Origin of the sequence: Adhaeribacter radiodurans (assembly GCF_014075995.1) — a bacterium.
GTDB lineage: Bacteria > Bacteroidota > Bacteroidia > Cytophagales > Hymenobacteraceae > Adhaeribacter > Adhaeribacter radiodurans.
On sequence record NZ_CP055153.1, the window covers coordinates 308,717 to 322,917 of the forward strand.

The following is a 14,201-nucleotide window of genomic DNA, read 5'->3' on the forward strand; positions in this document are numbered from 1 at the left end:
TATTTCTGATTTTTTTAGTTAGTTGTAAATCGCCTAACCTTGTAAAGTTTTTCAACTCATTTTCTGCTATCATCAAAAGTACAGCACCAGGCTAGTAAAGCTAACTTCGGCGATATGAAAAAGACTATTATATTTGCCGTTTAAACGCAAAGCAATAAGTCTGAATATTTCAGAAACGATTATATTTAAATTTTTAAGTAGTACGTATAACCTGTATTTGCCTCTGTTGAGTGGTACTATAAATTAAACTAAAAGAAAGAATGACAACAAAAACAGCGAAAATTGTTTACACCATAACGGATGAAGCCCCGGCTTTGGCAACTTATTCTTTTTTGCCGATTGTAAAAGCTTTTACGAAAGCCGCCGATATTGCCATTGAAACCAGGGACATTTCGCTTGCTGGCCGAATTCTGGCTACTTTCCCGGAAAATCTATCGGAAGAACAGAAACAAAACGATGATTTAGCTTATTTAGGAGATTTAGCTAAAACCCCCGAGGCTAACATAATTAAGTTACCTAATATTAGCGCTTCTATTCCGCAATTAACGGCGGCCATTAAAGAACTACAGTCACAAGGCTACAACATTCCCGATTATCCGGCCGATGCTCAATCAGATACTGAAAAAGAAATCAAGAACCGTTATGCCAAAATTTTAGGCAGTGCGGTAAACCCGGTTTTAAGAGAAGGAAATTCTGACCGCCGCGTGGCCGATGCGGTGAAACAATACGCTAAAAAGCACCCGCATTCAATGGGCGCCTGGACCTCAGATACCAAGTCGCATGTGTCGCATATGGATGGCGGTGATTTTTATGGCAGCGAGCAATCGGTAACGATGGAGCAAGCCGGCGAAGTAAAAATCGAATTTGTGGGAGCCAACGGAACCACTACCACGCTTAAAGAAAATTTAAAACTGAAAGAAGGCGAAGTAATTGATGCTTCGGTAATGAGCAAAAAAGCTTTACGGGCCTTTTTCGAAAAAGAAATTGCCGATGCTAAGGCGCAAGGAGTATTGTTGTCTTTACACCTGAAAGCCACTATGATGAAAGTGTCGGATCCGATTATGTTCGGACAGGCAGTTTCTATTTTCTTTAAAGATTTATTTGAAAAACATGCTGCTACTTTTGGCCAAATTGGAGTTGATCCGAATAATGGCTTCGGCGATGTTTTAATTAAAATTCAAAGCTTACCCGAAGATCAAAGAAAAGCCATAGAAACCGATATTGAGGCAGTTTACAAAAGCCAGCCGGAACTAGCCATGGTAGATTCGGCTAAAGGAATTACTAATTTAAATGTGCCGAACGATGTAATTATTGATGCCTCTATGCCCGCTGCTATTCGTACTTCCGGCAAAATGTGGGGGCCAGATGGCAAATTGCACGATACCAAATACATGATTCCGGACCGTAGCTATGCAGGCATCTATCAGGTAGTAATTGATTTCTGTAAAGAAAACGGAGCTTTTGATCCGAGCACCATGGGTACGGTACCCAATATTGGTTTAATGGCCCAAAAAGCTGAAGAATACGGTTCCCACGATAAAACTTTCCAGATTGCGGAAAGTGGTACTGTTCGGGTGGTAGATGGCTCTGGTAACACCTTAATGGAACATAAAGTAGAAGAAGGCGATATCTGGAGAATGTGCCAGACCAAAGATTTACCAATTCAGGATTGGGTAAAACTAGCGGTAACCCGGGCTAAGATTACCAACACTCCGGCAATTTTCTGGCTCGATAAAAACCGGCCGCATGATGCTAATTTAATTAAAAAAGTAGAGCGTTACTTACAGGATCATGACACGGCTGGTTTAGAAATTAAAATCATGTCGCCGGTAGAAGCCATGCGCTATACCTGTGAGCGGGCCAAAGCTGGTCAGGATACCATCTCGGTAACCGGTAACGTGTTGCGCGATTACTTAACCGATTTGTTCCCGATTCTGGAGTTGGGTACCAGCGCTAAAATGCTTTCTATTGTGCCGCTTTTAGACGGTGGTGGCTTGTTCGAGACCGGTGCCGGTGGATCGGCCCCAAAACACGTGCAACAGTTTACAGAAGAAAATTACCTGCGTTGGGATTCTTTAGGTGAGTTTTTAGCTTTAGGTGTTTCGTTAGAAGACCTGGCTTATAAAACTAAAAACGATAAAGCCCAAGTTTTGGCCGAAGCCCTCAATCAGGCAAATGCTAAATTTCTGGAAAACGATAAATCACCTTCCCGTAAAGTAGGGGGCATAGATAACCGGGGTAGTCATTTTTACCTGGCTTTGTATTGGGCTCAAGCCATGGCCGAACAAACCAAAGACTCAGAATTACAAGCCAAGTTCTCGTCGCTTGCGAAAGAACTTACCGAAAACGAAGCTAAAATTGTAGAAGAACAAATAGCCGCCCAAGGTAAATCAGTTGATTTAGGCGGATACTACCATCCGGATGCAAAAAAAGTAGAAGAGGCTATGCGCCCGAGTGCTAGTTTAAATGCGGCATTAGATAATTTTTAATAGTAAAATAAAAATAGTAAAAAGGCTGTCTGAGTTCTAAATCAGACAGCCTTTTTACTATTTTTAGTAAATACTTTAACTTATTTACACTGTTAAGCGGCCTGATAAATTTAAATAAAATTCAGACCTTTCTTATTTTTTGCATCCGCTAGAAAATCTTTTACCCGTTGCTCATCTTTCTTTGGGCAAATCATGAGTACGTTGTCGTACTCGGCAATAATAAAATCGTGTAAACCATCTATTACTACTAAGCGCTCCTGCGGTGTTTTTACAATGCAGTTGGTAGTATCGTACAACATTACTTCTCCATCAATTACATTGCCTTGCGGATCTTTGTCGCCAATAGCATATAAGGAATTCCAGGTACCCAAGTCGGACCAACCAAAATTGCTGGGCAGCATGTATACGTTACCTGCTTTTTCCATAATACCGTAGTCGATGGAAATATTACGGCAGTGCGAATAAGCCCGGTTTATAAAAGTGCTTTCTTCTTCGGTATTAAAAACTGAAATACCTTCATCAAAAATTTCGGTTATTTCCGGTAAAAATTCATGGAACGCCCGCATAATGGTTTGTACATTCCAGATAAAAATACCGGCATTCCACACAAAGTCCCCACTATCCAGAAAAACCTTTGCAATTTCTAAATTAGGCTTTTCGGTAAAAGTTTTTACTTTTTTCAACTCGTTACCTTCTTCAATATATTGAATGTATCCGTAATTGGTATCAGGTCGGCTAGGGGTAATTCCTAAGGTAATCAGAATATCGGCTTTGGTGGCTTCATCTAAAGCTTTTTGAATTTTGTGTACAAAAGCTTCCTGATTTAAAATAACGTGATCGGCAGGAGCCACCACAATATTAGCCCGATGATTAAGCTGTTTTATTTTATACGTTGCGTAGGCAATAGCCGGAGCCGTATTACGACCAATAGGTTCGCACAGAATCTGTTCATTTTTTAAAAAAGGGATCTGTTGTTTTACCAGACCGCTGTAATCCGAATTAGTAACAATAAAAATGTTTTCCGGCGGACAAATTTTTTCAAATCGTTTAACCGTGGTCTGCAGCATGGTTTCACCCACCCCTAACACATCATGAAATTGCTTCGGATTATTTACTCGGCTAAAAGGCCAGAACCGGGTTCCAATTCCACCAGCCATTATAATTACAAAAGTCGACTGCATCATAAATTAAACTAAACCTTCTTTTAAGAGGTCGTGTAAGTGAATGAATCCAGCAAAAATACTGGATTTTGTGACAATTAGCTGTGTTATATTTTTTTTCTGCATTAAAGCCAAAGCAGCGGTGGCATATTCATCCTCGTCAATCGTTAACGGGTTGCGGGTCATAATATCGGCGGCAGTAAGGCTTTGCAGCGATTCATAATTGGTAAGCATGCGTCGTAAATCGCCGTCGGTAATAATGCCGATTAAAGTATTCGTGTCTGGAGCCAGCACCGCTGTTGCCCCTAAACGCTTCGAAGATATTTGAATAATAATTTCTTTTAAAGTAGCTTTTTCACTTACCTGAGGTACTTCGTGCTGTTTGTAAATATCGCAAACTTTTAAATATAATTGTTTACCCAACGAGCCACCCGGGTGTAACTCAGCAAAATCGCGGGTACTAAAATTACGCACTTCTAATAAACAAACGGCTAAAGCATCGCCGAGTGCCAAAGCAGCAGTAGTACTGGTGGTAGGAGCCAGATTATGCGGGCAGGCTTCTTTTTCTACGCTCGCGTTTAAAACAAAATCGGCATTTTGGGCCAGGTAAGAGTTTGTGTTGCCTACCAGAGCCGCTAATTTCACTTCTTTGCGTTTTAACAAAGGGGTAAGTACTTTTATTTCGGGAGTGTTGCCGCTCTTGGATAGACAAATAACAAAATCGTCGCGCTGAATCATACCTAAGTCGCCGTGTATGGCATCGGCGGCGTGCATAAACAGGGCGGGAGTACCCGTTGAATTAAAAGTGGCTACCATTTTAGCCGCAATGTTGGCACTTTTACCAATTCCGGTTACTACAACCCGGCCTTTTGTGTTTAATATGGCTTTTACGCAATCTTCAAAATCAGAATTTATAAATTTTTTAAGCCTTTGAATAGCAATTGCTTCGTCATTTAAGACTTTTTTTGCAATAAATTTAATATTTTTAACTATATTCAATTTAGATTTGTGTTAAATAATAAGAGGATTTAAATTTATATACCGTTACAAGAAAATATACGATACATTAAACCATGTCAGTCACGCAAGAGGTAAGTTTGAAAAGCAAATTAAAGGAAGTTTTTGGGTTTAGCCAATTTAGAGGTACCCAGGAGGCTATTATAAATAATATCATTCAAGGGAACAATACCTTCGTGATTATGCCTACGGGAGCCGGAAAATCACTCTGCTATCAACTACCGGCACTTGTACTGGACGGAACCGCCATTGTTATTTCGCCTTTAATTGCCCTGATGAAAAATCAGGTAGATCAGCTGAACGCTTTTGGGGTAAATGCCCAGTTTCTGAATTCGACTTTATCAAAAGCCGAGATGAACAAGGTAAAGAAAGAAACCATTAGCGGCTACGTAAAATTATTGTACGTGGCTCCCGAATCGCTCACCAAAGAAGAAACTTTAGATTTTCTTCAGAAAGCTAAAATATCGTTTGTGGCTATCGACGAAGCTCACTGTATTTCGGAATGGGGTCACGATTTCCGGCCAGAATACCGAAAAATCCGGGGCATTATTGATACTATTGGCAATTTGCCCATTATTGCGTTAACAGCAACCGCCACGCCCAAAGTACAATTAGATATTCAGAAAAACCTGCAGATGGACGATGCTTCGGTATTTAAATCGTCGTTCAACCGCACCAATTTATATTACGAGGTTCGCCCGAAGCATAATACCAAAAAGCAACTTATTCAATATGTAAAGAAGCACAAGGGCAAAAGCGGTATTGTGTACTGCCTGAGCCGGAAGAAGGTGGAAGAAATTGCCGAGTTGCTGCGGGTAAACGATGTAAAAGCATTACCATACCACGCTGGTCTGGATGCCAGTGTGCGCATGGCTAACCAGGATGCCTTCCTGAACGAAGATGCTGACGTTATTGTAGCTACTATTGCCTTCGGGATGGGAATTGATAAGCCGGACGTTCGTTTTGTAGTGCATTACGATACTCCTAAATCCATTGAGGGGTATTACCAGGAAACTGGCCGGGGTGGTCGTGATGGACTAGAAGGGAATTGCCTCATGTTTTATTCGTACGACGATATTCTTAAGCTCGAAAAGTTTAATAAAGATAAGCCCGTTACCGAACGCGATAATTCTAAATTATTGCTACAAGAAATGGCGGCTTACGCCGATTCGGCGGTTTGCCGGCGCAAGCAATTACTCCATTACTTTGGTGAGATCTACGAAAAAGATTGCCAGTTCTGCGATAACTGTTTGCACCCTAAAGAGCGGTTTGAAGCACAAGACGAAGTTTTGCTGGCGTTACAAGCTGTTGTGACCACCGACCAGCGTTTTGGAATGGACCACATTGTGGATGTAGTACGCGGTACCAGCAACCAATACGTAGAAAGCTACGGCCACGACCAATTACCTCAATACGGTAAAGGAACGGAGCACGACGTGCAATTCTGGAGTTCTTTACTTCGTCAGGTTTTACTATCCGGTTTCCTCGAAAAAGATATTGATAACTTTGGTGTGGTTAAGATTACAGAGAAAGGCCTCAACTTTATTGAGAATCCTCACCCAATTAAATTGACCAAAGACCACGATTTCGAACAAGAAGTTCAGCAGGAAGAAGAAAAAGAAGAAACGCAATCCTCGGCCGGTCACGATACGGTGTTGTTCGATTTGCTCAAAGCACTCCGGAAAAAGCTGGCGAAAGAACTGGATTTGCCTCCTTACGTGCTCTTTCAGGATCCTTCTTTGAAAGAAATGGCTACTACCTACCCAACTACCAAAGAAGACTTAGCGCATATTTCCGGCGTAGGAATGGGTAAAGTGCAGAAGTTTGGGAAGCAATTCCTGGATTTAATCAGCAAATACGTTGAAGATAACGATATAGTAACGGCGGCTGATGTAGTAGTAAAAACCACGGTAAATAAATCGAAAATTAAGATTTATATTATTCAGCAGATTGATAAAAAGATGGACCTGGAGGAAATTGCTTCGTCGAAGGATATTACCATGCAGGAACTCATCGAAGAAATTGAACATATTTGCTACTCTGGTACTAAGCTTAATTTAAATTATTATATCGATGGCGTGCTGGATAAAGAACGCCAGGAAGAAGTGTACGATTATTTTATGCAGGCCAATACCGATAATATTGGAGTAGCCTTAAAAGAACTAGGCACCGACGATTACACCGAAGAAGATATCCGATTAATGCGTATAAAGTTTTTAAGCGAATACGCTAATTAAGGATCGCGGATTTTCACAGATTACCCGGATTACGAAGATTATTTTTTTAAAATAATTTCCATAAGTAAATGAGGGGCTCATTAGTTAGGTGGGCCCCTCGTTTTGTATTAAAGAGTATTCATCATTATTATTTTATTTTCCTGCGGATATAATCTGCGCAGTCTGTTAAAATCCGCAATTCAAACTTTGAAATCCACGTAATCAGGGTAATCTGTGAAAATCCGTGATTAAATTTTAATAACTTCGCAACTTCGGTTAGAGTACAAAAAAGTAAAAAGCAGAAGAGGTTATCCTTTAATCGAGCAGCTCAACTATTCAACTAGTACATCATGAACATACTCATCATCGGATCAGGCGGCAGAGAACATGCGCTGGCCTGGAAGCTGAAACAAAGTCAATACTGCGAGCGCATTTTTGTTGCTCCTGGCAATGCTGGTACCGCCGAAATAGCTACTAACGTAGATATTTCTATCACTAACTTTAAGGAACTGGCCAAATTTGCTGACGATTTTAACATTATGATGGTGGTGGTAGGGCAGGAGGCCGCTTTAGTAGATGGCATTCATGATTACTTTCAAAGTTTAGATTATTTAAAGCATATTCTGGTAATTGGGCCATGTAAAGCAGGAGCGCAGTTAGAAGGCAGCAAAGATTTTTCGAAGCGCTTTATGCAGCAATACAATATTCCTACGGCCCGGTACCAAACTTTTACGGTTGACTCTTTTCAGGAAGGCCTTACTTATTTACAAAATCATGCGTACCCGGTAGTACTAAAAGCCGATGGTTTAGCAGCCGGAAAAGGAGTAGTAATTGCGGGTTCGTACGAAGAAGCGGCCGCTGAACTCCAGGCTATGCTGCAAGGACAAAAATTTGGGGCAGCGAGTAGTAAAGTAGTAATCGAAGAGTTTTTGCAGGGCATTGAAGTATCGGTATTTATTTTAACCGATGGTAAAGAATACGTGCTATTGCCGGAAGCTAAAGATTACAAACGTATTGGCGAGGGAGATACCGGCTTAAATACGGGTGGTATGGGCGCTATTTCACCGGTGCCGTTTGCCAACGAAATTTTTATGCAAAAAGTTCGAGAACGCATTATTCAACCAACTTTACAAGGTTTGCAAACCGAGAATATACCGTATAGCGGTTTTATTTTTATTGGATTGATAAATGTAAACAGCGAACCTTACGTGATTGAATATAACGTGCGCCTGGGCGATCCGGAAACCGAAGCCATTTTACCCCGCATAAAATCAGATTTATTCGAACTGTTTAGAGCTTTACACGACCACGAATTGCAAAATTTCCGGTTGGAAATTGACCCACGCACGGCTGCTACTATTATGCTGGTGGCCGAAGGCTATCCGGGCGACTACCGCAAAGGCGATGAAATTTCTGGCTTAGATCAGCCCACCGAAGCTTTGCTATTTCAGGCAGGCACTACTCTAACAGAAGATAAGAAAATTTTAACTAACGGTGGACGGGTACTAGCGGTAACCGGTTTAGGAAATAATATAACAGAAGCGCTCGAGCAGGCTCGTCAATCCGCCGAAAAAATTACTTGGGCCGGTAGAAATTACCGCCGCGACATTGGATTCGACTTGCGGTAAGTTAAATCAGAATCGCGGAATCAACGGAGTACCCGGATTCCGCAGATTATTTTTTGATAATTATTAGAGTAATAAATTTCCAGTTTGTCCGGATAATTTTTTACTAAATGACCTAGAACAGATTTATAACTCTACAAATTTCGGATGTATAAAGAAAAGAGGCTACCTGATAAAGCTAGCCTCTTTTCTTTTTGCTTTTCCTTACTTAAAAAAGTAAGACTATCATGTTAAATCTGCGGAACCCGGGTAATCCGTTTAATCCGCGATTCTGGTTTTAGCAATAATCTTCGAAAGCACCTTTTAAATTATCAACGATGCGGGTTAAGTCGTTGCCTTCAATGTGGTAACGCTCAATCATATGCACCAACTCGCCATTTTTAAACAAAGCAATAGACGGCGAAGAAGGAGGGTAGGGCAGCATGTGTTCGCGGGCTTTCGCAACGGCTTCGCCTTCCATACCGGCAAAAACAGTAACCAGTTTATCCGGACGTTTATCGCTAGAAGCAACTGCCATTTTTAAAGCCGGACGGGCTTTAGCCGCAGCGCAGCCACAAACCGAATTAACAGCTACTAACACAGTGCCTTCATTTTCAGAAAGTACTTGCTCTACTTCTTCCGGGGTCATTAATTGCTCAAAACCAGCCGAGGTTAAATCTTCCCGGATTGGAGCTACCATATATTCAGGATACATTCCCATAATAAAAATTATTTAAACAGTTAATAAACTAATATACACGCTAAATTACAGAAACTTTAGGATAAGTCGAAAAAGTAAAAGTATAGCTTATATCGACCATAACAATTTATTCTTCGCTAAGTTTCAAAATAGGCTTTTATCATCTACTGCAGATTTGTTTTTACCTTCAGGTTTTAGAGAAAATCAACCAGCAAATTAAGATTTTGTTTAAAATCAGAGAACCGGGTGCTAGTACTTTTCTTATTCGTTCTAAATTCCTCGCATAAGCAGCACCAGATTCTTTTTATTCTTTCGTAATCCGTTTATCTTCCGGTAATTTACCAGTAGTAAAAATAAGTATGAAAGTAATACGAGCTGTTTTAAGCGTTGTCCTTAGCTTAGCCTTAATAATTGCTTTAAATACATCTTTTGGAGTGGTGCCACCAATTGGCAAATTTTTGAGTCCGTTTGTGGGCTTCTGGCAAAATGCCGAAACACGCGATAATTTAAAAGCCGTTGAATTGCCTTTAGCCGGCTTACAAGCCGAAGTACAGATTTTTTACGACGAAAATCGGGTGCCTCACATTTTTGCTCATAACAATTACGATGTGTATTATGCGCAAGGCTACGTAACGGCTAAAGACCGTCTTTGGCAAATGGAATTTCAAACCTATGCAGCCGCTGGCCGGGTATCTGAAGTGGTTGGCTCTAAGGCCATTGAGTTTGATCGCTACCAACGCCGGATGGGAATGGTATATGGCGCCCAGCAATCGTTAAAAGCCATGCTTGCCGATGCTCGGTCGCGAGAAATGTTGGAAGCCTTTACTGCCGGAATTAACGCTTATATTGGGCAATTAAAACCCAGCGATTACCCCTTAGAATACAAGTTACTCAACTACGCCCCGGAACCCTGGACACCCCTTAAATGTGCTTTGTTGCTTAAGTTAATGGCCTTTGATCTGGCTGGCCGCAGCGATGATCTGCGCATGACAAATATTTTGCGTAAGTACGGGCCAGCCATTACCAAAGATTTATTCCCGGATTATCCTTTCCGGGAAGATCCGATTGTGCCTTCGGGTACTCCCTTAGATTTTAAGCCATTGCCAATACCTCCCGTACCTGCTTCTTTCTCGGCTCAGCTAGCAGAAATTAAACGACCACAAGAACCCGATCCGGAGTTAGGTAGTAATAATTGGGCCGTTTCAGCGGCAAAGTCAGCTACGGGTTATCCTATTTTGGCCAACGATCCTCACCTGGAATTAAGGTTACCTTCTATCTGGTACCAGGTGCAATTAGTAACTCCTGATATGAATGTGTGCGGTGTTTCGCTGCCGGGCGCGCCTAACGTTATTATTGGTTTTAACCAGCACATTAGTTGGGGGGTTACCAATGTAGATGCCGACGTAATGGATTGGTACCAGCTAAAATTTAAAGATAAAACCCAACAGCAATACTGGCATGCCCATCAATGGAAACCTATCCGGAAAGTAATAGAAGAAATTAAAATTAAAGGAGCAGCAACAGTATTCGATACAGTTTCATACACTCATCATGGCCCCATTGTTTACGATCAATCCGACAAGGTTTTTAATAAGCAAGCACCCGTAAAACATGCCATGCGCTGGATTGCCCACGATGCCTCGAACGAAATGCTGGCATTTTATCTCTTAAACCGGGCTAAGAATTACAACGATTACCGCCAGGCCCTCACTTTTTATACCGCACCAGCCCAGAACTTTATTTACGCCGATGACGCTAAAAATATTGCTATTTGGCCCAATGGTAAATTTCCGCTGAAGTGGCCAGACCAAGGCAAATTTATTCTGGATGGTACTAATCCGGCTTACGATTGGCAAGGTTGGATTCCGCAAGCACATAACCCGCACGTAGAAAACCCGGCACGGGGTTTTGTTAGTTCGGCCAATCAATTTTCCGCCGATCCGAAGCAGTATCCTTATTATTTAAATTGGCAGTTTGCTCCGGCTCAACGCGGCATCCGGATTAATCAGCGGCTCTCGCAAATGCAACAGGTAACTGTAGATAGTATGCGCCAATTGCAGAATGATAACTTAAACCTGCACGCCCAAACTATTTTACCGGCTTTACTGGCGGCCATACAAAAAGAAAAATTAACTAAAGCGCAGCAACAGGCCTTTTCGGTGCTAACTACCTGGAATTACTTTAACGATGCCGCCCAAATAGCACCCAGTATATTTCAGGAATGGGGACCTGCCCTGGATAAAGCCATTTGGGAAGATGAATTTGGAAGCACACAAGGAATGGAGTTGCGTTATCCGAGCCGCGACCGCACGATGCAGCTTATTTTAACCGAGCCACAAGCGCACTGGTTTAATAACCAAAATACTTCGGCCAAAGAAACGCTGGAACAATTAGCTACTACTACTTTTCAGGTGGCTATCGATTCGTTGCAGCAACGCTATGGGCCGCTTGGTCCAAAATGGCAATGGGCTCAAGTAAAAAGTACGGATATTATGCACCTAGCGAAGCTTCCCGGTTTCGGGAAAAACGATGTATTAACGGGTGGTGGCCCCGGAATTGTAAACGCTACCGGCCCGAGACATGGTCCGTCGTGGCGTATGGTGGTAGCGTTAGGCCCGGAAGTGCAAGGGTATGGCGTTTATCCGGGTGGGCAATCTGGTAATCCGGGAAGTTTTTACTACGATAACTTAATTGAAACCTGGCGACAGGGCAAATTAAATAAATTGCTTTACCTTAAATCTTCTTCAGAGCCGGCTGCCCGGCAAATGGTGCATTTGCGTTTAGTAAAAAAGTAAATAAATAAAGTTCTATTGCCAACTAATTAGGTTGTAAAAATAAATTAGAGTATTCTTTTACCCTGAATTATTTAAAGAGACCAATTAAATGATAGATGATAAGTTGGGGAAAAGCTTCCCTCCTAAGTTTAGGAGGGGCAGGGATGGTTGTTTTTTTATTAAAGCTGCGCGTGAAGATGAATATTTATTTTTGCCCTGGATTATTTAAAGGCTGTAGTAAATTTTTTAAATTCTGCATCGTTTCAATAGAAGATGAACGAAGTGGAACAACCTTATAATAGATAGATAGTGGCTGATTATTAGCCTAACTTTTGATTTAACTCCGAATGGTTTGCCGCACTAAACTTATTGGTCAGTGTTTAAAAAATAACTAGAACAGAAAACTCTACTACATGCTGCTTTAAGCAGAGCAGAAAATAAGAGGGTGATATAGTTTTTACTATTTAGAAGCTTCTGTTTTGTTATTTAGAGCGTACACCGCTCTACGAACTGGTCAAAAAATTAAATAAATGAAAAAATCAACTTGCCTGTTTGTTGGGCTCGCGTTTAGTACCACATTTGGATTTTTACCCGGCTGCCAATCATCGGGCAATCAGGAAGAGAAAACCGAAACTGCCACCGAAAAACTAGAAATAAGGCAACCGGTTATTCAATCGGCAGTAGATTCAACTCCGGCCATTCCTGATACCGTAAAAGAAATAACCGCAAAAGTTCCGGAAAAGCTTCCGGCAACTGCCACCAAATTAGTAGCTCAGGAGCCGGTTAAACAAAAAACAACTCCTCCCTGGAAAAAAAATAATTCACCGGCTAAACCTAAAAAGGTAGTACCTGCTCCATCGCAGTTGCCTATTGAACGCGCTAATTTAAGAGCGGAAGTAAACTTTGCTCAGGGAGTGCCTAAGAATTTACGGAAACAAGTTACTACTGCGCATGGCTTAACTTTAGATAATCAAAAAACCTGGAAAGGCCAGCCGCTCGCCCGCTTTGAACTCACCCCCGATGACGTGGCACAAGGAGTAGTACGTTCCGAAATTTTACTACAACCCGATAACGAAGCCGAAGTAAAGTACGGTTGGGTCATGTATTTTCCGAAAGAATACTGGGATCCGTCGGATGAGTTTGATATTGTAATGCAGTTGCACGGCTACGATGACAAGCATTTAGGTGAAAAAGCCCGTAATCCGCAGTTTGCCCTGCACGTGCATAAAGACCATTTAAAAGTTACCATTCACCATTCGGACTTGCCGGTAAATACAAATAAAACTGATATCGATGAAAAGTTTGATTTAGGACCACTGCTGAAAGATAAATTCCTGGAAATGGTTTTGGAAATAAAGCACACTTACGAACCAGACGGATATGCCCGGTTATTCATCAACGGCAAAAAAGTAATGGATTATGAGGGCGGCACTACCTTTAACGATAAACGTAAATATCCTTACTTTAAAGCGGGTATTTACAACCGCAAAGTGCAGTTGCCCCGCGTGGTTTATATTTCCAATATCCGGCACGGCAACTCTAAGTCCAGTTACAAAGATGTAGCGCCTTAATTTATTATGCGGGAATTAATAACCAAAACTTTTTCCCAAATGCCTTGATTTTGCTTTATAAATCGCTGGTGTACCGGGTGAACGGAATAAAGCTTTATTTCTTCTTCGCTGCGGTAAGTACAATAATGCATTACATCGTATTCTGGTTTTTCCGTTAAGTCGCCGAGCACAGTTGGCCCCACCTGATAAGACAGAATATAGGAAATGCTGTCTTGTAGGTTAGCAAAACCACGCATGTGTTGTTTAATGGCTTCGGGAGTAGTGCCTGCTTTAAATTTAAAACAAACTATCCGTTGAATTTGGGCTTCTGCCGGTAGATGTACTGTACGCTTCTCTTGTGGAGTAGAAGTAAAGGTTTTGGGAGTACAAGCTGAAATCAGAATAAAATTTAAAAAGAGTAGAATTGTTAATTTTTGCATATTGGGTTAGTAAAGTAATAATTTCATTTCTCTGGAATGATTGGGTAGTTTTAATCCTGTACGCACGTTTAATAAGTCATGGTAGTTAAATCCTCGCCATAAAAGCGGTAAGCAATATTTTACAAGAAAAGGATTTAGTACATTTTTCTATTCTAATCTTTTAAATAGTAAATATAGTAGACTGTAGCGGTAGATAATAGAAACAATTATATTGCTAAAAGCCAGTCTTATAAACTATATCTAATTAAAAC

9 protein-coding genes are annotated in these 14,201 nt (G+C 41.3%); 5 read left to right on the plus strand and 4 right to left on the minus strand.

The window, feature by feature from the left end; all coding sequences use genetic code 11:
- Positions 1-260: 260 nt before the first annotated feature.
- Positions 261-2,489, plus strand: a complete 2,229-nt coding sequence (locus HUW48_RS01840; RefSeq protein ID WP_182414054.1) for an NADP-dependent isocitrate dehydrogenase — start codon at positions 261-263, stop codon at positions 2,487-2,489.
- A gap of 110 nt (positions 2,490-2,599) precedes the next feature.
- On the opposite strand, the gene HUW48_RS01845 is transcribed toward HUW48_RS01840, so the two are convergent.
- Entirely contained in the window at positions 2,600-3,670 is a 1,071-nt protein-coding gene (locus tag HUW48_RS01845; protein WP_182416237.1) for a mannose-1-phosphate guanylyltransferase, read from the minus strand.
- A gap of 6 nt (positions 3,671-3,676) precedes the next feature.
- Complete coding sequence (locus HUW48_RS01850; RefSeq protein ID WP_182414055.1) at positions 3,677-4,648, minus strand: KpsF/GutQ family sugar-phosphate isomerase; 972 nt, start codon at positions 4,646-4,648, stop codon at positions 3,677-3,679.
- A gap of 74 nt (positions 4,649-4,722) precedes the next feature.
- Between HUW48_RS01850 and recQ the strand changes: the two genes are divergently transcribed.
- On the plus strand, positions 4,723-6,903 hold the full coding sequence (gene recQ / locus HUW48_RS01855; RefSeq protein WP_182414056.1) for a DNA helicase RecQ: 2,181 nt from the start codon (positions 4,723-4,725) through the stop codon (positions 6,901-6,903).
- A gap of 329 nt (positions 6,904-7,232) precedes the next feature.
- A complete protein-coding gene (gene purD, locus HUW48_RS01860; protein ID WP_182414057.1) occupies positions 7,233-8,510 on the plus strand; it encodes a phosphoribosylamine--glycine ligase in 1,278 nt (425 codons plus the stop codon).
- A gap of 274 nt (positions 8,511-8,784) precedes the next feature.
- Here the strand turns inward: purD and HUW48_RS01865 are convergent, their stop codons facing one another.
- Complete coding sequence (locus HUW48_RS01865; RefSeq protein WP_317173808.1) at positions 8,785-9,201, minus strand: BrxA/BrxB family bacilliredoxin; 417 nt, start codon at positions 9,199-9,201, stop codon at positions 8,785-8,787.
- A 344-nt stretch (positions 9,202-9,545) separates the two neighbouring features.
- Here HUW48_RS01865 and HUW48_RS01870 point away from each other — a divergent pair, with 344 nt between their 5' ends.
- Positions 9,546-11,981 carry a penicillin acylase family protein gene (locus tag HUW48_RS01870; RefSeq protein ID WP_182414059.1) on the plus strand — a complete coding sequence of 812 codons (2,436 nt, stop codon included), beginning with the start codon at positions 9,546-9,548 and terminating at the stop codon, positions 11,979-11,981.
- A gap of 509 nt (positions 11,982-12,490) precedes the next feature.
- The gene (locus tag HUW48_RS01875; protein ID WP_182414060.1) at positions 12,491-13,531 is read left to right on the plus strand and encodes a polysaccharide lyase; all 1,041 of its coding nucleotides are present in this window, start codon (positions 12,491-12,493) and stop codon (positions 13,529-13,531) included.
- Here the strand turns inward: HUW48_RS01875 and HUW48_RS01880 are convergent.
- Positions 13,528-13,950 (minus strand): Dabb family protein, encoded by a 423-nt coding sequence (locus HUW48_RS01880; protein WP_182414061.1) that lies wholly within the window; start codon positions 13,948-13,950, stop codon positions 13,528-13,530. The two genes, HUW48_RS01875 and HUW48_RS01880, sit on opposite strands and share 4 nt — an antisense overlap.
- Positions 13,951-14,201 lie beyond the last annotated feature (251 nt).